Raw genomic sequence first — 19281 nt, 5'->3', positions numbered from 1 at the left:
GGCACGTTCGCAAGATTGCCCTCGCCGCTATAGCGGCTCCTACAACGGGGAGCATGCCCGGTCGCTGCGGAATACCCGCTCGTTGCCTGTCAGCGGATCGATGAAGCGAAGTTGGCGGGCCAGCAGGCACAGGGGCTCCGCGAAACCGGGGGCCTCCTCGCGGAGTTCCGAATACACCGTGTCGCCCAGGATCGGCGCACCCAGCGCCGCCATGTGCACGCGCAGCTGGTGTTTGCGTCCGGTCACCGGCTCGAGACGGTAACGCCAGTACCGCTCGCCCCGTTCGATCACCTCGATGCGTGTGCGGGAATTCGGCGTGCCAGGCACCTCGCGCATGCGGAAGAACGGCTCGCCACGCTCGAGGCGGCTTTCGTGGACGAACGGAAAAACCCGCCCCGGCATCGGGGCGGCCACGGCCTCGTACGTCTTTGCGATGGCGCGCTCGCGGAACAGGCGCGTATAGGCATCGCGGCTGGACGGCCGCGCCGAGAACACCACCAGCCCCGCCGTCGCCCGGTCCAGCCGGTGCAGCGCCACGAGGTCGGGGTTGCCGAGGCGGCGCACGAGGCGCACCGACAAGGTTTCCTCCACATGCCTCCCGGCCGGCATCACCGGCAGGAAGTGCGGCTTGTCGGCAACCACGAGGTCGTCGTCGATGTGGACGATGGTTTCCTCGAAGGGTATGCGGGGTTCGTCCGGAACCTCGCGCCGGTACGTGACCACGGCGCCGGGGCGGTAGGGCGCCAGGCGGTGTGCCTCGATACCGTCGACGGCGACCGCGCCTCGTTCCATGCGTTCGAGCCACACCTCCCGGCCGATGGCCGGGAACCGCTCGCACAGGAAGTCGAGCACCGACGCCCAGCTGCCGGACGGCAGCACGACGCGGCTGGTGGGCGAGTGTCGATCCATGCCGCCATTGTGCCTGCGCAAGATCCCACCGTCCTCCCCATGCAACAGGGCGGGCGCGGAACCGCCAAGGCCGCTCCGACAAATGCCCGGTCGACATATACTGGCTCCAACGTCCCCACCCTCCAACGCCCGGAGCTTACCCGTGATCGGCCGGTTCTTCAGGAAGTGGTTCGGCGCCCGAGCGAAGGCCGCCGTCGCGCAGGAGCGGGTTCGTCCGCCTGTGGCCGTGCCGGTCGTCGCGATCGGCGAGGCAACCCTGCCCGGCGCCTTGCCCGCGGACGAGATCGAAGACCGCTTCTACCGCCTCCTCTTCGGCATCGGCCCCTCGCACGAGCAGGGCATGACGCCCGTCGAGCAGGCCACGTTGCGACGCGTGCGCGATGCCTTCGGTGGCGAACGGTTCGACGTCGGTTCCCTGCCCCGTCTTCCCGCGGTGGTCCCGCAACTCATGCGTTCGTTGCGTAACGACGACACCAGCAGCCGCGCGCTGGCCGAGCAGATCGCACGGGACACCGTGCTGGTGGGCGAGGTGATCCGGGTCGCGAACAGCGCCTACTTCCGCACGGCCCGGCCCGTGGCCGGACTGCCGCAGGCCATTACCCTGCTCGGTAACGACGGCCTTCGCCGCGTCGTGATGCAGATGGTGATGCGACCGATCCTGCGCACGGACGACACCGAAGCCGGCCGGCAGGCCGGCGAGCGGCTCTGGGAGCACGCGGAACGCTGCGCCCGCGCCTGCGTCTTCCTCGGCCGCGGTGCCTGCGATCCGTTCGAGGCCTTCCTCGCGGGGCTTGCCAGCCAGACCGGCGCGCAGGCGATCCTGCGCGAGGTGGCACGCATGCCGGAGGCGGACGCACTCGCGTTCAGCCGCCCGTTCGTCGCGGCGCTCGGGCAGCAGATCGAGCGCCTGTCGCTGCACGCGGCGCGGCATTGGAATTTCCCTTCGCGCGTGGTGCAGGCGCTGGCCGAGCGGGCCGACCCTGCCGATGCGGGAGCGCGCACGCCGCTCGGCCGCGCGCTGTTGGCGTCGAGCCGGGCGGCGATGCTGGACGTGCTGGTGGAACGCGGCGCAGCCGACGCGGAGGCGGTATTGCAGGCAACGCCGATGCAGGGCTTCAGCCAGGAAAAGCTGCTGGCCTGCCGCGACGACCTGCGCACCGCGGCCATCCCGACCGAGGCCTGAGGCACCTCCCGAACCGTTGCAGGAGCCGCTATGGCGGCGAGGGCAATCTTGCGGGCGTGCCGCCAGGTTTCCTCGCCGCTATAGCGACTCCTACCGCGATCGGCGTCAGCGCTTTGCGACGGGCGTCGGAACGTCCGCCCAGATGGTCTCGGCCAGCTTTTTCGACGACGCCTCGATCAGTTTCGGTACCAGCACGTCGAAGCGCGGGGCGGCCGGATTGAACGGTGCCGACTCGCGGAAGCGGTATGTCTTCGACACCACCGGACCCCGCGCCACGATGCGGCACGTCACCGCGAGATCCAGGTTCGCCGCCGGCGGCACGGCATCGTCGTCCGCCTTGGCCGACACCTGTACCTCGAGGTCGCGGCAGTTGATGATCAGGTCGGTGAAGTAGCGCGGCTGCAGGGAGGTGCGCACGCGCGCCTGCACCACGGAGGCGATGTCGGGCGACACCTGCACCTTGGCCTTCTCGTCCAGCCCGGTGACCGTGACCACCGAACCCGTCTTGCCTTCCACCGTGAGCCAGGGCGACGCCGGGCTGGCTTCCACCATGCGGCTCATGTCGCTCTCGATCATCGTCTTGCCACCGCAGCCGGACAACGCCAGGACGGCGGCCACGGTCAGTACCTGCTTGATCACTTCTATTCCCCGGATTCCCCGAACACGACTTTCCAATGTACCGGGAGGGCCAGGCCGGGGGCAATCGTCACGAATGTGAAAAGCGTGCCCGGATCCACATTCCCGGGGTTATCATCGGGTCTTTGCCCTGGCAGGTACGACAGATCGATGTTCTCCGCGCGAACGCCCTCGTCCGTCGGCACGGACGCACTCGCACGGCTGAGCTGGCACGATTTCGAGCATCTCCTCGCCGAGCATTACCGCGACCAGGGCTGGAAGGTGGAATACCGCTCACCCCCCGCGTCGCTGAAGCAGCTCGAAGGCGCCTTCGACCTCCGCCTGTATCGCGGCAACGAGACCGTCATCGTCCAGTGCAAGCATTGGGATGCGGCCGAGGTGCAGCTGCACGAGGTGAACGAGCTCCTCGGCACCATGCTCAACGAGGCGGCAACACGCGGCGTGCTGGTCACTCGTGGCCGGTACAGCGCCGACGCCCGCGCCGTGCCGCGTCGCCAGCCACGCCTGCAGCTGATCGACGGCGACGTGCTGCGGGCGATGCTGAAGCTGCTGGATCACCTGGACACCTCGATCCCCGGCATGGCGCTGCCTACCGTCGCGGCCCGCGGGCGCGGGAGGCCACGCCGCGCATCGGACCGTGAGACGGGCTCCCGGTTGCTGCCGGTCCTCCTCGCCGCGGCCATCGCCCTGCTCCTCGGGCTGTTCGTCTGGCATGCCATGTCGCGGCGTGTCGAACCCGTGCCGCCGCCCGCCGCCACCGATAAGGCCGCAGGGACAGCTCCGGCCACGCCACCGGCCGCCGCCGCGCCGGTTGCCACGCCACCTCCCCCGCCCGCCGCCGCGCTGCCGCCCGCGCCCGCACCGGAACCCTCGATCTCGCGAGAACTCCAGGAGCGGGCTCGCCTGCGCGAATCGAAGGACACCGGATCGTCGCCCGAGTCGCGGCGCCAGGCCGAGGACGCCATGAAGGTCATGGAGCGCAATACGCGCGAGGTAGGCTCGGCGGACTAGGAGCCGCCCTCGTCGTGGGAGGCGCGCCAGCGCGCTTCCCACAAACGGCGCGTGGTTCTTTCACGCCGGGCGTATGCGCGGGGCCATAGGCTGGGTGGCGACCCCGTCGCCTGGATGCCCCCCATGACCGAGACGCTCGCGCCCGATCTCCTGCGCCGCATGCACGCCTACTGGCGCGCGGCCAACTACCTCACCGTCGGGCAGATCTACCTGCGCGACAATCCCCTCCTCGAGAGGCCGCTGCGCAGGGAAGACATCAAGCACCGCCTGCTCGGCCACTGGGGCACGACGACGGGCCTGAACTTCATCTACACCCACCTGAATCGCGCGATCGTCGAGCGCGACCTCGACATGATCTACGTGATCGGTCCGGGCCATGGCGGACCCGGTCTCGTCGCGCATACCTACCTCGAAGGCTCGTACACCGAGGTCTATCCGCATATCGACCGCAGCGCCGCGGGCATGCGCGAGCTGTTCCGGCAATTCTCCTGGCCTTACGGCATTCCCAGCCACGTGGCGCCGGAAACGCCAGGCTCCATCCACGAAGGGGGCGAACTCGGCTATTCGCTCTCGCACGCGTTCGGGGCGGCCTTCGACAATCCCGAGCTTGTCGTCGCCTGCATCGTCGGCGATGGCGAGGCGGAGACCGGCGCGCTTGCCACCAGCTGGCATTCGAACAAGTTCCTCAATCCGGAACGCGACGGCGCCGTGCTGCCGATCCTTCACCTCAACGGCTACAAGATCGCGAACCCCACCGTGCTCGCCCGCATCGAGCCGGAAGAGCTGCGCGACCTCATGCGCGGCTACGGTTACGAGCCGCATTTCGTCGAGGGCCACGCATTCGAGCCGATGCACCAGGCCTTCGCGGCGGCGCTCGACCGTTGCCTGGACGAGATCGCGCGCATCCAGCAGGCGGCCCGCACCGGCAGCGCGGAAAACGCGAAGCGTCCGCGCTGGCCGATGATCGTGCTGCGCAGCCCCAAGGGATGGACGGGTCCGAAGGAAGTCGACGGCAAGCCGGTGGAAGGCACGTGGCGTTCGCACCAGGTGCCCATCGGGAAGTTCGAGAACGACGAGCACCTCGCGATCCTCGAGCGCTGGATGAAGAGCTACGACCCGGAGGAACTGTTCGACGAGAACGGCCGCTTCCGCGAGGAATTCGCATCGCTGGCGCCGAAGGGCCGGCGGCGCATGGGCATGAACCCGCACGCCAACGGCGGTCTGCTGCTGAAGTCGCTGCACATGCCGCATTACCGCGATTTCGCGGAGGAAGTGAAGACCCCGGGCGACCACAAGGCCGAGGCGACGCGCGTGCTCGGACGCTTCCTGCGCGAGGTGATGCGGAAGAACATGCAGACCTTCCGCCTGTTCGGCCCCGACGAGACGGCATCCAACCGGCTCGACGCCGTCTACGAGGCCAGCGGCAAGACCTGGCTGGCCGGGATGGAAGCCGTCGACGAGAACCTGTCGCCGGCCGGCCGTGTGATGGAGGTGCTGAGCGAGCACCAGTGCCAGGGCTGGCTGGAGGGTTACCTGCTCACCGGCCGTCACGGCTTCTTTTCCTGCTACGAAGCCTTCATCCACATCATCGACTCCATGTTCAATCAGCACGCCAAGTGGTTGAAAGTGACAAGGAAGATGTCCTGGCGGCCACCCATCGCCTCGCTCAACTACCTGCTGAGCTCCCATGTGTGGCACCAGGATCACAACGGCTTCTCCCATCAGGATCCGGGCTTCATCGACCACGTGGCCAACAAGAAGTCGGAGATCGTGCGCATCTATCTGCCCCCGGATGCGAATTGCCTGCTCTCGGTCGCCGACCACTGCCTGCGCAGCCGGCATTACGTGAACGTGATCGTGGCCGGCAAGCAGCCGGACTGGCAGTGGCTGGATATGGAAAGCGCGGAGCGCCACTGCACGGCGGGCGCGGGCATCTGGGAATGGGCGGGCCGCGGGAGCGACGATCCCGACGTGGTGATGGCCTGCGCCGGCGACGCGCCCACGGTGGAGACGCTGGCGGCGGTGATGCTCCTGCGCGAGTACCTGCCCGACATCCGCATCCGCGTCGTCAACGTGGTGGACCTGATGACGCTGGAGCCGCCGGAAGAGCATCCGCACGGCATGGACGACGACCGCTTCGACGACCTGTTCACCAAGGACCGTCCGGTGATCTTCGCCTTCCACGGGTATCCCGGCATCGTCCACAAGCTGACTTACCGCCGCCGCAACCACGACAACATCCACGTGCGCGGCTACAAGGAGGAAGGCACCACCACGACGGCGCTGGACATGATGGTGCTGAACAACATGGACCGTTTCCAGCTGGCGCTGGACGCGATCAACCGTATTCCGCGCTTCGCGGGCGAGCGCGAGAAGGCCGCGCAACGTTACTGGGCCGACATCGAGCGGCATAAGCTGTACGTGAGCGAGCACGGACAAGACCTGCCCGAGGTACGCGACTGGCAGTGGAAGGCCGAGGAACGCGCATGACGACGGGCCACGTCCTGGCGCTCAACGCCGGTTCGTCGTCGCTGAAGTATGGGCTGTACCGCGTCGAGGGCGACGCGTGCGACGCATTGCTGACCGCGCAGACGGAGGCCGCGGGTGCCGGGGCGGATCCTGTCGCGACGGTCCGGGACGCGCTGCGCGGCCGGTCGCTGCCGATGCCCGACGCCGTCGGTCACCGCATCGTCCATGGCGGCCCGAACATCCGCGCGCATGCGCGGATCGACGAGGGGCTGATGGCGCATCTCGAAGAAGCGAAAGCCTTCGCGCCGCTGCACGTGCCCGTCGCGGTAGCGATGGTGAAGCGTGCGCGGGAAGCGTTTCCCGGTGTGCCGCAGGTGGCGTGTTTCGACACGGCCTTCCACGCGACCCTTCCCGTCGTGGCGAAGACCCTGCCCCTGCCGGCCGACCTGCGCGAGGGCGGCATCGAGCGCTACGGCTTCCATGGGTTGTCGTACGAGTCCATCGTGCGCCGGCTGGGCGATGCGATACCGGAGCGCGTCGTCGTCGCCCACCTCGGCAACGGCGCCAGCCTGTGCGCGGTGCGGCGTGGCAAGTCGGTGGATACGACGATGGGGCTCACGCCGACCGGAGGCATCGTCATGGGCACGCGTCCCGGGGATCTCGACCCGGGCGTCCTGCTGTACCTGATGCGCGAGCGCGGTTACGACGCGGAACGGCTGGAGAAGCTTGTGGACCGGGAGTCCGGATTGAAGGGGCTGTCGGGCGGGACCAGCGACATGCGCACGCTGCACGAAAGAGGGGACGAGACGTCCCGCCTGGCGCTGGACGTGTTCGCGCACGCGGCGCGGAAGCAGGTGGCGGCGATGGCCGCATCGCTCGGCGGCATCGACCTGCTGGTATTCACCGGCGGCATCGGCGAGAACGATGCGGCGATGCGCGAGGCGATCGCCGACGGGCTGCGCTGGATGGGAGCGTTCGATGTGCGCGTCATTCGCACCGAAGAGGACGCGCAGATTGCCAGGCATACCTGGCGCCTCGCTTCGCAGGGCTCGCCGCTGTAGCGGCTCCTACAAGGATTTCGCAGCTTGTAGGAGCCGCTACAGCGGCGAGCGCCTTTAGACGACAACCACCGGAATCTTGCCGATCTTCGAGCGCCACTCCTTCGGCCCCGTCTCGTGCACCGACGTGCCGGCACTGTCGACCGCCACGGTCACCGGCATGTCCTTCACTTCGAACTCGTAGATCGCTTCCATGCCGAGGTCTTCGAACGCGAGCACGCGCGAGGCCTTGATCGCCTTCGACACGAGGTACGCCGAGCCGCCCACGGCCATGAGGTATACCGCCTTGTTGTCGCGGATGGCCTCGATCGCTGCGGGACCGCGCTCGGACTTGCCGACCATGCCCAGCAGGCCGGTGGACTCCAGCATCTGCCGGGTGAACTTGTCCATGCGCGTGGCGGTGGTCGGGCCGGCGGGACCGACGACCTCGTCGCGCACCGGGTCCACCGGGCCGACGTAGTAGATGAAGCGGTTGGTGAAATCCACCGGCAGCGTCTCGCCGCGGTTCAACATGTCGATCATGCGCTTGTGCGCGGCGTCACGCCCGGTGAGCAGCTTGCCGTTGAGCAGGATGGTCTCGCCCGGCTTCCAGCCCTGCACTTCCTCGCGCGTGATCGTGTCGAGGTTCACGCGGCGGCCCTTGGAGGCGTCGTAGGTGAGCTTCGGCCAGTCTTCCAGCGACGGCGGATCGAGCGCGACCGGACCCGAACCGTCGAGCACGAAATGCGCGTGGCGCGTGGCGGCGCAGTTCGGGATCATCGCCACCGGCAGGTTGGCCGCGTGCGTCGGGTAGTCCTTGACCTTGATGTCGAGCACGGTGGTGAGCCCGCCGAGACCCTGCGCGCCGATGCCGAGCGCGTTGACCTTCTCGTACAGTTCCAGGCGCAGCTCTTCCGCGCGGTTGGACGGCCCCCGCGCGATGAGGTCGACGACGTCGATCGGCTCCATCAGCGCTTCCTTCGCCAGCAGCATGGCCTTCTCGGCGGTGCCGCCGATACCGATGCCGAGCATGCCCGGCGGGCACCAGCCGGCACCCATGGTCGGCACGGTCTTCAGCACCCAGTCCACGATGGAGTCGGACGGGTTGAGCATGGCGAACTTCGACTTCGCTTCCGAGCCGCCACCCTTGGCGGCCACGATGACGTCGACCTTGTCGCCCGGCACGATGGAGACGTTGACGACGGCCGGCGTGTTGTCGCGCGTGTTCATGCGCTTGCCCGCCGGATCGGCGAGCACCGAGGCGCGCAGCTTGTTGTCGGGGTGGTTGTAGGCGCGGCGCACACCCTCGTTCACCATGTCCTCGACGCCCATCGTGGCATCGTCCCAGCGCACGTTCATGCCGACCTTGAGGAAGACGGTGACGATGCCGGTGTCCTGGCAGATCGGCCGATGGCCCTCGGCGCACATGCGCGAGTTGATGAGGATCTGCGCGATCGCATCCTTCGCCGCCGGCGATTCCTCGCGCTCATAGGCGGCGGAGAGGTTCCGGATGTAGTCCACCGGGTGGTAGTACGAGATGTACTGGAGGGCGTCGGCGACGCTGGTGATGAGGTCGTCCTGCTTGATCGAGGTCATGGCGCTTACGGCTGGCTCGTGAGGCTGGCAAACGCCAATTTTAGCGCACCGGGCCCGTGTAAGGTGTCGTAGCAAGGACCGGTCTTCTTCCGGCACCCCCGAGAACACGGAGTTTCCATGCGCCACCCGTTCCGCAACGTCCTCCTCGCCTGCGTCCTCGCCGTTTCGGCGCTGGGCCTGGCGCGCCCGGCCGCCGCCGCCCAGACCGCGCCGGAGTTCGCCGGCATCGCCGCCTGGCAGAACTCCAAGCCGCTCACCATGCGCGAGCTGCGCGGCAAGGTCGTCCTGATCGATTTCTGGGCCTATTCCTGCATCAACTGCCTGCGCACCCTGCCCCACGTCACCCGCTGGTACGACCAGTACAAGGACAAGGGCCTGGTGGTGGTCGGCGTGCATTCGCCGGAATTCCCGTTCGAGAAGCAGGAAGGCAACGTCCGCGACGCCATCGCCCGCTACGGCATCCATTACCCGGTGGCCCAGGACAACGACCTGGCCACGTGGGACGCCTGGAGCAACCGGTACTGGCCGGCGGAATACCTGGTGGACCAGCGCGGCAACGTCATCGCCCACCATTTCGGCGAGGGCAACTACATGGAGATGGAGAACGCGATCCGCACCCTGCTGGGCCTGCCGCGGCTGACGGACGCCGGCGCGATGGCGGACAAGGACGCCCCGGACTTCAACCAGTTGGGTTCGCCCGAGATGTACTTCGGCAGCGACCGCAGCCAGAACAACGCCAGCCCGGGAGGCGACCGCTCGGGTACCCGCGATTTCGCCGCCCCGTCCCGTCTCGACCTCAACCGCTTCGCCCTCGTGGGCCGCTGGGAGATCGGCCGCCAGAATGCGAGCCTGGTGGGCCCCACCGGCGAGATCCGCCTGCATTTCAAGGCGAAGAAGGTGCACATGGTGGCCAGCGCCAACGACCCGGTGACGGTGGAGGTGCTGCTCGACGGCAAGCCGCAGGCGCCCGTGACGGTACAGAAGTCGATGCTCTACACGCTGTACAGCGGACAGGATTACAAGGACCACGTGCTGACCATCCGCGTGCCGAAGGCCAACTTCCACGCCTTCACCTTCACCTTCGGATAACCCGCACCTGTAGGAGCCGCTATAGCGGCGAGGACACCTCGCGACAGTTCGCAAGATTCCCCTCGCCGCTATAGCGGCTCCTACAACGAACGAGCCCGGGCTTGTAAGAGTGTTTCTTAAGATATATCGTACGACCACTACGTACGATATATCGGAGAGCACCCATGCACTTCTTCCACCACGCCCGTCACCGCTTCCACGAACACATGCAGGCCATGGGCCGCGGCGGCCGCTTCGGCGGCGGTCCGTTCGGCTTCGACGACCGCGAAGGCATGCGGGGTGGCCGCGGCGGCGGTCGTTTCGGCGGCCGGATGTTCGGCAGCGGCGACCTGCGCCTGCTGCTCCTGGCCTTGATCGAAGAACAGCCGCGCCACGGCTACGAACTGATCCGCACCATCGAGGAAATGTTCGACGGCCAGTACAGCCCCAGCCCGGGGGCCATCTACCCCACCCTCACCATGCTGGAGGAACTGGGCTACGCCCGTGTTGAGGCCGAGACCGGCGGCAAGAAGCTCTACGCCATCACCGACGCCGGCCGGGCCTTCCTCGACGAAAACCGCCACAGCCTCGAGGCGCTCACCGAGCGCCTGCAGGTGATGTCCCGGCACATGCGCCGCATGAGCGTGCCCAATCCCATCCGCGAAGCCATGCACGCGCTGAAGCACCAGCTCATGAACCATCACAAGGGTTGGGACGATGCCGAAGTCCGGCGCGTCGCGACGCTGATCGAAGCCACGGCCCGCGCGGTCGGGGAGCGCCAGGGATGAGCGAGCGCCATGCGATCGTGCGCGTGCGCCACACGCTGAAGATGCGCAGGCTGACGGTTTCCCATGTGCGGCGGATCGCGCCGCACATGCTGCGCGTGACCCTGACCGGCGCGGACCTCGAGGGTTTCGTTTCCGCCGCACCCGACGACCACGTGAAGCTGTTCTTCCCCGTGGAAGGCGGCGCGTTGAACCTTCCCGTCTTCGGTCCGGAAGGCCCCGTATATCCCGAGGGCGTGGAACCTTCGCCTTCGCGCGATTACACGCCGCGCCGTTACGACGCCGCACTCGGCGAACTGGACATCGATTTCGTCGTGCACGGGGAAGGTCCGGCCTCGACCTGGGCCGAGAACGCGAAGGTCGGCGACATGCTGGGGGTCGGCGGACCGCGAGGGTCGATGATCGTGCCCGGCGATTACGACCATTACGTGCTCGTGGGCGACGCCACCGCCCTGCCCGCCATCGGACGCTGGCTGGAAGAGATGCCGGCGGAGACGAAGGCCACGGTGCTGGTGGAGATCGCATCCGACGCCGAGCGCCAGGTGTTGAAACGCGACGTCCGCTGGTTCGTGCCGGGTGCGTCGCCGAGCCTCGACGAAACGGTGGCGTCGATGCCGATTCCCGCAGGCGACACGTTCTGGTGGGTGGCGGTGGAGTCGAAACGCGCGCGCACGCTGCGTTCGCTGCTGGTCGAACAGCGCGGCGTGGACAAGGATTGGGTCAAGGCCACCGGCTACTGGCAGGCTTGATTGCAGGAGCCGCGACAGCGGCGAGAGCAGTCGTGCAATCGTGTCGCAAGGTTTCCTCGCCGCTATAGCGGCTCCTACACGCAAGTTGCACGTTCCTTAATGCCGCCCGTTGGACAAACACATAACTTTGGCACCTACCGGGTTACCCCTAGGCACGTATCTGGATCGGGAGGCGGCACGATGCGGCGCGGCAGGAAAATACTGGCTTGGGTCCTCGGCATTCTGCTCCTGCTGATCGTCGCGGTGGTGCTGTTCATCGCCTTCTTCGACTGGAACCGGCTGAAGCCCACCATCAACGAAAAGGTCTCGGAAGCCATCGGAAGGCCTTTCGCCATCCATGGCGACCTGTCCGCGCAGTGGTCCCGCGAGCCCGGCGAAAGCGGTCTCGCCGGCCTCATGCCGTGGCCGCACTTCACCGCGCGCGATATCACCGTCGCCAACCCGGACTGGGCGAAGGACAAGCATTTCGCCACGCTCGACACCATCGCGTTCCGGCTGTCGCCCTTCCCGCTCATCGCGCACCGGATCGTGGTGCCGGAGATCCGCCTCGGCCGGCCGCATATCGCCTTGCAGCGACAGAAGAACGGCGACGACACCTGGACGTTCAAGCTGCCGGAAAGCACCGGCCCCTCCGAATGGCAGCTCGAACTCAATGCCATCGCGTTCGACAAGGGGCACATCGATTTCGCCGACGCCACGAACCAGATCGTCATGGGCATCGACGTGACGCCGCTCGGCAAGGGCATCCCCTTCGACGAGATCATGGCGCAGCAGGAAAAGGACGCACGCGCGCAGGCGAAGAAGACCACCGGCGCCAGCGCGAAGACGCTGGCCAGGAGCGACGCCGGCGAGAAGGACCGGCGCGACGAGACCAGGCAGAAGCAGGTTTATTACTTCGCCTGGGATGCCAAGGGCACGTACAAGAAATCCACCGTCTCGGCCAAGGCCCGCACGGGGGGCGTGCTGGCCCTGCGCGATGCCGATCGCCCCTTCCCCGTGCAGGCCGACGCACGCTTCGGCGACACGCATATCGCTTTCGTCGGCACGCTTACGGACCCGCTCGACATGGGCGCGCTGGACGTGCGCCTGTGGTTCTCCGGCACGAGCATGTCGCACCTCTACGACCTCACCGGCATCACCCTGCCGGACACGCCGCCCTTCGCGACCGAAGGGCATCTCAAGGCGAACCTGAAGAAGGGCGCGAGCGTCTACACCTACGAGAACTTCACCGGCCGCGTGGGCGGCAGCGATCTCGGCGGCAGCCTGGTCTTCGACACCCACGGCGAGCGGCCCAGCCTCACCGGCACCCTCAAATCCAACCAGTTGCTCTTCAGCGACCTGGCCCCGCTCGTGGGCGGCGGGTCGAACGCGGAGAAGGCGGAGCGCGGCGACGCGACCCGCCAGCCGGCGGACAAGGTGCTGCCCGTCGAGCCGTTCAAGACCGACCGCTGGAAGGCCATGGACGCCGACGTACACTTTACCGGCGTCAAGATCGTCCACGGCGAACGCCTGCCGATCGACAACCTGTCCACCCATCTGATCATGAAGGACGGCGTGCTGACGCTCGACCCGCTGAAGTTCGGCGTGGCGGGGGGTACGGTCGGCAGCAATATCCGCCTGGACGGTTCGGTCTCGCCGATGAAGGGCGGCTTCAACATGGGCGCGCGCCACATGAAGCTGAAGGAGCTGTTCCCCACCTTCGAGCCCATGCAGACCAGCTTCGGCGAACTCAATGGCGATGCCTCGCTCACCGCCACCGGCAATTCGCCCGCCGCGCTCCTGGGAAGTTCCAACGGCGAGGTGAAGCTCCTCATCAACGATGGCGCGATCAGCAGCTCGCTGCTGGAACTGGCCGGCCTCAACGTGGGCAGCTACGCGGTGAACAAGCTGTTCGGCGACGAGGTGGTGAAGATCAACTGCATGGCCGCCGACCTGGTGACCACCAACGGCGTCATGGAGTCGCGACTCTTCGCCTTCGATACGGAGAAGGCGCTGATCAATGTCAGCGGCGATATCGATTTCCGCAACGAGAAGCTCAACCTCGACATCGTGCCGCACACCAAGGGCTTCCGCCTGTTCTCGCTGCGCTCGCCGCTCTACGTGCACGGGACCATGAAGAACCCCTCGGTAGGCGTGCATGCGGGCCCGCTGATCCTGCGCGGCGGCGGCGCGGTGGCCCTGGCGGTGTTCGCCGCACCCCTCGCGGCCCTCGCCCCGCTGGCCGTGCCGGAAAGCGGCAAGGCCGACGCGACCCAGTGCAAGCCCTTGCTGGACGACCTGCGGAAAAACCCGCCAAAGGCCCCGCCGGCCGGGAAAACCCGGAAGAACTGACGCCCCCTCTGTAGGAGCCGCTACAGCGGCGAGGAAAACTTGCGAGGGCGTGGCAAGAATGCCCTCGCCGCTATAGCGGCTCCTACAGCGGTCGCGCGCCGAAGCCGGGAGCAAAGGTATGAAGGCGGCGCGCGCTACAAAAGCCGCGTGGCTTCGGGCAAGCTGCGCGGCATGTCGCCTTCCCGCAAAGCCCACCTACAGATCCACTTCTGCGTCCTGCTCTGGGGATTCACCGCCATCCTCGGGAAGCTGATCGCCCTGCCCGCCTTGCCGCTGGTGTGGTGGCGCATGCTCCTGGTGTCCGCCACCCTTCTTTGCGTGCCCCGCGTCTGGCGCGGACTGCGTGCGATGCCACCCCGGCTGCTGCTCTCCTACGCGGGCATCGGCGTGATCGTGGCACTGCACTGGCTCACCTTCTATGGCGCGATCAAGCTCGCCAACGCATCGGTCGCCGCGACGTGCATCGCCCTGTGCCCCGTTTTCCTGGCCGTGGTGGAGCCGTGGGTCGCGGGGCGCCGGTTCGATCCGCGCGAGTTGATGATCGGCGCGGCCGTCGTGCCCGGCGTGGCGCTGGTGGCGGGCGGACTGCCCGGCGACATGCGGATCGGCCTTGCCGTGGGCGTGCTTTCGGCGCTGTTCGTCGCCTTCTTCAGCGCGTTCAACAAGCGGCTCATCCATCGCTCGAATGCGCTCACGGTCACCTGCGTGGAGCTGGGCACCGGCACGCTGTTCCTCACCGCGCTCGCCCCGCTCTTCGCCTCGCCCGCGTTCGTCCTGCCTGGCCCGCGCGACGGCACGCTGCTCCTGGTGCTCGCCTATGGCTGTACGCTGCTGCCGTTCGCCCTCGCCCTCGCGGCCTTGCGCCACCTCTCGGCCTTCGCGACGCAGATGGTGACGAACCTGGAGCCCGTGTATGCGATCGTGCTGGCCATCCCGCTGCTGGGCGAGCAGCGCGAACTGGGCTGGGCGTTCTATGCGGGCGTGGCGATCATCCTGATCGCCGTGTTCGCGCATCCGTGGCTGCATCGTGGGGAAAAAGCAGAGCCTGCCGACCTCGTCGCACCGTGAGCTTGGTGACCCCGACCTGTAGGAGCCGCTATAGCGGCGAGAGAAACTGGCCTAGCCGCTTCATCGCTTCGTTGGCTTCTCGCCGCTATAGCGGCTCCCACAAGAAGGGTTCAGGCCCTGCCGCGGGCGCGCATGGTGCGGGCACGGCGGGCGCGTTGGGCTGCCGAGCGGCCGGCGGGCTTGTTTCGGGGCGACGAACGCTTGGCTCGCGAAGGCGGGCGTGGAGATATCACGGGTGACTCCGGAAACGGAACCGGGAGGGTCGATGGTCCGACCCTCCCGGTGAAAAACCTGCAAACGTGTTGTCAGATCAGCTTGATTTCGCGCAGACGTTCCTGAAGGTACTCGTGCGCGGTGATCGGCTCGGGATAACGCTTCGGGTTGTCCGGGGTGACGCAGGACGGCAGCACGTCGAGTACCACATCCGGATTCGGGTGCAGGAAGAACGGCACCGAGTAGCGCGGCTTGCGTGCGTTCGCGTCCTGCGGATTCGTGACGCGATGCGTGGTGGACGGATACACGTGGTTGGTCAGGCGCTGCAGCATGTCGCCGATGTTCACCACGATGGCGTCGCCCTCGGTGGTGATGGGCAGCCATTCGCCCTCGCGCGTGAGGACTTCGAGGCCCGCGGCGCTGGCACCCACGAGCAGCGTGATGAAGTTGATGTCCTCGTGCGCGCCGGCGCGCACGTTCGGCACGTCGGCCTGTTCGATCGGCGGGTAGTGGATCGGACGCAGGATGGAATTGCCGGAATCGATCTTGTCGTCGAAGAAATGTTCCGGCAGGCCGATGTGCAGGGCCAGCGCGCGCAGGACGCGGGCACCGAGCTGGTCCAGCGCCTCGTAGATGCCGTAGCCGTGCTCCTTGAAGCCGGGCACTTCCGTGGGCCACACGTTCGGCGGCATCACGTCGGCGAACTTCGAGTCGCGCGGGATCTCGCGGCCGATGTGCCAGAACTCCTTCAGGTCGGCGAACTTGCTGTCCTTCGCCGTCTCCACCTTGAACGGCGTATAGCCGCGCGCGCCGCCGCCACCGGGAATGTGGTACTTGCGCTTCACCTCGTCCGGCAGTGCGAAGAAGCGCTGGAACGCGTCGTAGGCGCCGTCGATGGCCTCCTTCGGGATGCCGTGGCCGCTGATGCCGCAGAAACCGAATTCACGGTACGCGGCGCCCAGCTCGGCCACGAAGGCGTCGCGATCGGTCTCATAACGGCGGATATCGAGGGTTGGAACCTTCTTCATTGCGATCTCGGGCGAGGGGGCGTTCTCAGGCCGCGGCCTGGGCCGCCGATTTTACGGCGTCCGCCAGCCGCCCCGCCAGCCGCTCCACCTCGACGGCGTCGGCGGCCTCGATGGTGACGCGCACCAGCGGCTCCGTGCCCGACGCGCGCAGCACCACGCGGCCGCGCCCCTCGAGCGTGGCTTCCACGTCGGCCAGCGCCTGGCGCACGGCGTCCGTGCCCAACGCCGCCTTGGCGCCTTCGACGCGCACGTTCACCATCGTCTGCGGCAGCTTGACCAGCCCGGCACGGGCCTCGGCGAAGCTCTCGCCGGAATCGGCGAGCACCTCGAGCAGGGCCAGCGCGGCCACGATGCCGTCGCCCGTGGTGAAGCGGTCCAGGCAGAGCACGTGGCCGGAGGTCTCGCCGCCGAGCACGCCGCCATATTCCTTCAGCTGCTGCAGCACATAGCGGTCGCCGACATTGGCACGCACGAACGGGATGTCCAGCTGCTTCAGCGCGCGCTGGAGGCCGTAGTTGCTCATCAGCGTGCCGACCACCGGGCCGGGCAGCGACGCCCGTTTCTTCCAGTGCCGCGCGATCACGTAAAGCATGTCGTCGCCGTCGGTGACCGTGCCGTCGCGGTCGACGAGGCGCACGCGGTCGCCGTCGCCGTCGAAGGCGATGCCGAGGTCCGCGCCGCGCTCGACGACGGCACGCGCGAGCGCCTCCGGGTCCGTCGAACCGACGCCGCGGTTGATGTTGAGGCCGTCCGGCTCGGTGCCGATGGTCGATACCTCGGCCCCAAGGTCGCGGAAGACTTTCGGCGCGACCTGGTAGGTGGCGCCATGAGCGCAGTCCAGCACGAGGCGCATGCCCGCGATCGAGAAATCGTCCGCCACGGTGGATTTGCAGAACTCGGCATAGCGGGTCACGGCGTCGTCCACGCGGCTGGCCTTGCCAAGCGACTCGGACGCCACGGTGGCGAAGTCGGCGTCCAGCTCGGCCTCGATCTCGGCTTCGAGGTCGTCGTCGAGCTTCTCGCCCAGGCTGGAAAAGAACTTGATGCCGTTGTCCTGGTGGGGATTGTGCGAGGCGCTGATGACGATGCCGGCGTCCGCGCGCAGCGAGCGCGTGAGGTAGGCCACGCCCGGCGTGGGCATCGGGCCGAGCAGGCGCACGTTCGCCCCGGAGGCCACCAGACCGGCTTCCAGCGCGGATTCGAACATGTAGCCGGAAACCCGGGTGTCCTTGCCGATCACCACGGTGACCTTGCGGCCGTGGTCGCGGCGATCCGGGCCGGCGCCCGGGCCGCGCAGGTCGGCCGCACGCCGCCGCGCCAGGACGGCACCGGCGGCGCGGCCAAGGCGGAGGATGAAATCGGCACTGATCGGGTAGGTCCCGACATGGCCACGGATGCCATCGGTGCCGAAATACTTGCGTTCGCTCATGGTCTTATCGTTCCTTCCGGAGTGGGCAGATGATACTCCGGCGCGGTGAATGGGCCGGATATGCCCGATGCGCTAGCCTATTGGCTGTAGGAGCCGCTATAGCGGCGAGGGATCCTGCCTCACTGCTTCGTCGCTTCGTTGGCGTCTCGCCGCTATAGCGGCTCCTACAACGGTGCGGTCAATCGTCGTCGGGCCAGCGCGGCATGGCCGGCTTGTCGTGGCGGGGGGTGGTGTCGCCAGCCTTCACGGCGGCCCATACCGCAAGGGCGTCCACCGTGGGGGCCACGTCGTGCACGCGGACCATCAGCGCGCCGCGCTGCACGGCGATGAGGGCCGCGGCCACGGAACCGTGGACGCGGGCGGCATGGTCCTGGCGGCCGGTGATCGCCGCGATCATCGCCTTGCGCGACACGCCCACGTACGCGCCCGCGCCCAGTTCCGCGAAGCGCGCCGTGGCGCGCAGCAAGGCCAGGTTGTGTTCGAGGGTCTTGCCGAAGCCGAAGCCCGGATCGACCAGCACCCTGCGCCGGTCGATGCCGGCCAGCTCGCAGGCGAACAGGCGGTCGGTGAGGAAGCGGTGGACATCGCCGACCACGTCGCCGTAGTCCGGCGCTTCCTGCATCGTCCGCGGCTCGCCCTGCATGTGCACGAGGCACACCGGCACCCGCAGTTCGGCGGCGGCGTCGAGTGCGCCCTCGCGGCGTAGTGCATAGACGTCGTTGATCATGCCCGCGCCCGCGCCGACAGCGGCGCGCATGACCTCGGGCTTGGAGGTGTCGACCGAGATCGGCAGGGTCGTTGCGGCGGCCAGCCGCTCGATCAGCGGCACGATGCGGCGGATTTCTTCCTCGGCGGAGACCTCTGCCGCCCCTGGGCGCGTGGACTCGCCGCCCACGTCGAGCATGTCCGCCCCCTCTTCCGCCAACCTCATCGCATGGGCATAAGCCGCCTCGGGCGAGGCATGCCTGCCGCCATCGGAGAAGGAATCGGGCGTGGCATTGACGATGCCGACCACGCGCGGCCGATCGAGGGAGAGCGCGCGGCCATTGCAGTCGAGGACGGTGGCGAAGGGATCGACGTTCACGGCTGCGTGCCGCCCAGCGCTCCCATGAAGCGACGGTAGTAGCGCAGCTCGTCGATGGAATCGCGGATATCGGACAGCGCGGTATGCGCCGAATCCTTCGCGAAACCGCGCGCGACCTCGGGCGACCAGCGCCGCGAGAGCTCCTTCAGCGTCGAGACGTCGAGGTTGCGGTAGTGGAAATAGCGTTCCAGCCGCGGCATCTCGCGGTGCATGAAGCGACGGTCCTGGCAGATGGAGTTGCCGCACATCGGCGACTTGCCCGCGGGCACCCACTCGCGGAGGAAGGCGATGGTGGCCTCCTCGGCCTGCTCGGGCGAAGTGTCCGACTCCACGGCACGGCCCCAAAGGCCCGAGCGCATGTGCTGGTTGCGATTCCATGCGTCCATCTGCTGCAGCCGGACGTCGGCATGCGAGATGGCGAAGACCGGTCCCTCGGCGAGTACGTTCAGTTCCTTGTCCGTCACAATGGTCGCGATTTCGAGGATGGAATCGTTGTCGGTATCCAGACCGGTCATTTCCAGGTCGATCCAGATGAGGTTGTCTTCGTTCGCTGCGGTCATGGGCGCTCCCTTCTGTAACGGAAGTCTAACCCGCCAGACGTACCTGTAGGAGCAACCGTCGTTTGTGGGAGCCGGCTCCGCCGGCGATCCCGCGGCAGCGGGCAAGCTTTCTGCGAGCACCCATC

General features: G+C 67.6%; 16 protein-coding genes. 9 read left to right on the top strand and 7 right to left on the bottom strand.

Features of this window, described 5'->3' with window-relative positions:
- Positions 1-39: 39 nt before the first annotated feature.
- Positions 40-909, bottom strand: coding sequence for a pseudouridine synthase (locus tag HBF32_RS03230; RefSeq protein ID WP_166698186.1), 870 nt, complete (start codon positions 907-909; stop codon positions 40-42).
- A 142-nt stretch (positions 910-1051) separates the two neighbouring features.
- Between HBF32_RS03230 and HBF32_RS03225 the strand changes: the two genes are divergently transcribed.
- Positions 1052-2092 (top strand): HDOD domain-containing protein, encoded by a 1041-nt coding sequence (locus tag HBF32_RS03225; protein WP_166698185.1) that lies wholly within the window; start codon positions 1052-1054, stop codon positions 2090-2092.
- A 105-nt stretch (positions 2093-2197) separates the two neighbouring features.
- On the opposite strand, the gene HBF32_RS03220 is transcribed toward HBF32_RS03225, so the two are convergent.
- On the bottom strand, positions 2198-2731 hold the full coding sequence (locus HBF32_RS03220; RefSeq protein ID WP_166698184.1) for a hypothetical protein: 534 nt from the start codon (positions 2729-2731) through the stop codon (positions 2198-2200).
- 147 nt (positions 2732-2878) lie between these two features.
- Here HBF32_RS03220 and HBF32_RS03215 point away from each other — a divergent pair, with 147 nt between their 5' ends.
- From HBF32_RS03215 to HBF32_RS03205, 3 genes are all read left to right on the top strand, one after another.
- Positions 2879-3739 carry a restriction endonuclease gene (locus tag HBF32_RS03215; RefSeq protein ID WP_166698183.1) on the top strand — a complete coding sequence of 287 codons (861 nt, stop codon included), beginning with the start codon at positions 2879-2881 and terminating at the stop codon, positions 3737-3739.
- Between the two features lie 123 nt (positions 3740-3862).
- The gene (locus HBF32_RS03210) at positions 3863-6229 is read left to right on the top strand and encodes a phosphoketolase family protein (protein WP_166698182.1); all 2367 of its coding nucleotides are present in this window, start codon (positions 3863-3865) and stop codon (positions 6227-6229) included.
- Positions 6226-7269 carry an acetate/propionate family kinase gene (locus HBF32_RS03205; protein ID WP_166698181.1) on the top strand — a complete coding sequence of 348 codons (1044 nt, stop codon included), beginning with the start codon at positions 6226-6228 and terminating at the stop codon, positions 7267-7269. Before HBF32_RS03210 ends, HBF32_RS03205 begins: the two co-directional genes overlap by 4 nt.
- Before the next feature lie 54 nt (positions 7270-7323).
- Here the strand turns inward: HBF32_RS03205 and HBF32_RS03200 are convergent, their stop codons facing one another.
- The gene (locus HBF32_RS03200; protein WP_166698180.1) at positions 7324-8841 is read right to left on the bottom strand and encodes a fumarate hydratase; all 1518 of its coding nucleotides are present in this window, start codon (positions 8839-8841) and stop codon (positions 7324-7326) included.
- 117 nt (positions 8842-8958) lie between these two features.
- Here HBF32_RS03200 and HBF32_RS03195 point away from each other — a divergent pair, with 117 nt between their 5' ends.
- From HBF32_RS03195 to HBF32_RS03175, 5 genes are all read left to right on the top strand, one after another.
- Positions 8959-9930 (top strand): thioredoxin family protein, encoded by a 972-nt coding sequence (locus HBF32_RS03195; protein ID WP_166698179.1) that lies wholly within the window; start codon positions 8959-8961, stop codon positions 9928-9930.
- A 164-nt stretch (positions 9931-10094) separates the two neighbouring features.
- On the top strand, positions 10095-10697 hold the full coding sequence (locus tag HBF32_RS03190; protein WP_166698178.1) for a PadR family transcriptional regulator: 603 nt from the start codon (positions 10095-10097) through the stop codon (positions 10695-10697).
- Positions 10694-11443, top strand: coding sequence for a siderophore-interacting protein (locus HBF32_RS03185; protein WP_166698177.1), 750 nt, complete (start codon positions 10694-10696; stop codon positions 11441-11443). The genes HBF32_RS03190 and HBF32_RS03185 overlap by 4 nt, the downstream gene beginning before the upstream one ends.
- Before the next feature lie 180 nt (positions 11444-11623).
- Positions 11624-13774 carry an AsmA family protein gene (locus tag HBF32_RS03180; protein ID WP_166698176.1) on the top strand — a complete coding sequence of 717 codons (2151 nt, stop codon included), beginning with the start codon at positions 11624-11626 and terminating at the stop codon, positions 13772-13774.
- Between the two features lie 171 nt (positions 13775-13945).
- Complete coding sequence (locus HBF32_RS03175) at positions 13946-14842, top strand: DMT family transporter (RefSeq protein WP_166700411.1); 897 nt, start codon at positions 13946-13948, stop codon at positions 14840-14842.
- A gap of 305 nt (positions 14843-15147) precedes the next feature.
- Here the strand turns inward: HBF32_RS03175 and HBF32_RS03170 are convergent, their stop codons facing one another.
- The 4 genes from HBF32_RS03170 to orn form a co-directional block, all read right to left on the bottom strand.
- Entirely contained in the window at positions 15148-16083 is a 936-nt protein-coding gene (locus HBF32_RS03170) for an isopenicillin N synthase family dioxygenase (protein ID WP_166698175.1), read from the bottom strand.
- Between the two features lie 25 nt (positions 16084-16108).
- Entirely contained in the window at positions 16109-17512 is a 1404-nt protein-coding gene (gene glmM / locus HBF32_RS03165) for a phosphoglucosamine mutase (protein WP_166698174.1), read from the bottom strand.
- Positions 17513-17690: 178 nt separating this feature from the next.
- A complete protein-coding gene (folP, locus tag HBF32_RS03160) occupies positions 17691-18596 on the bottom strand; it encodes a dihydropteroate synthase (RefSeq protein ID WP_338039727.1) in 906 nt (301 codons plus the stop codon).
- Complete coding sequence (gene orn / locus HBF32_RS19115; protein WP_193570320.1) at positions 18593-19156, bottom strand: oligoribonuclease; 564 nt, start codon at positions 19154-19156, stop codon at positions 18593-18595. Before orn ends, folP begins: the two co-directional genes overlap by 4 nt.
- Positions 19157-19281: the final 125 nt, after the last annotated feature.

The sequence above is a fragment of the Luteibacter yeojuensis genome, from assembly GCF_011742875.1.
In the GTDB taxonomy this organism is placed as follows: Bacteria; Pseudomonadota; Gammaproteobacteria; order Xanthomonadales; family Rhodanobacteraceae; genus Luteibacter; species Luteibacter yeojuensis.
Note: the sequence above shows the minus strand (reverse complement) of the source record. Positions and strands in the feature narration are given on the sequence as shown.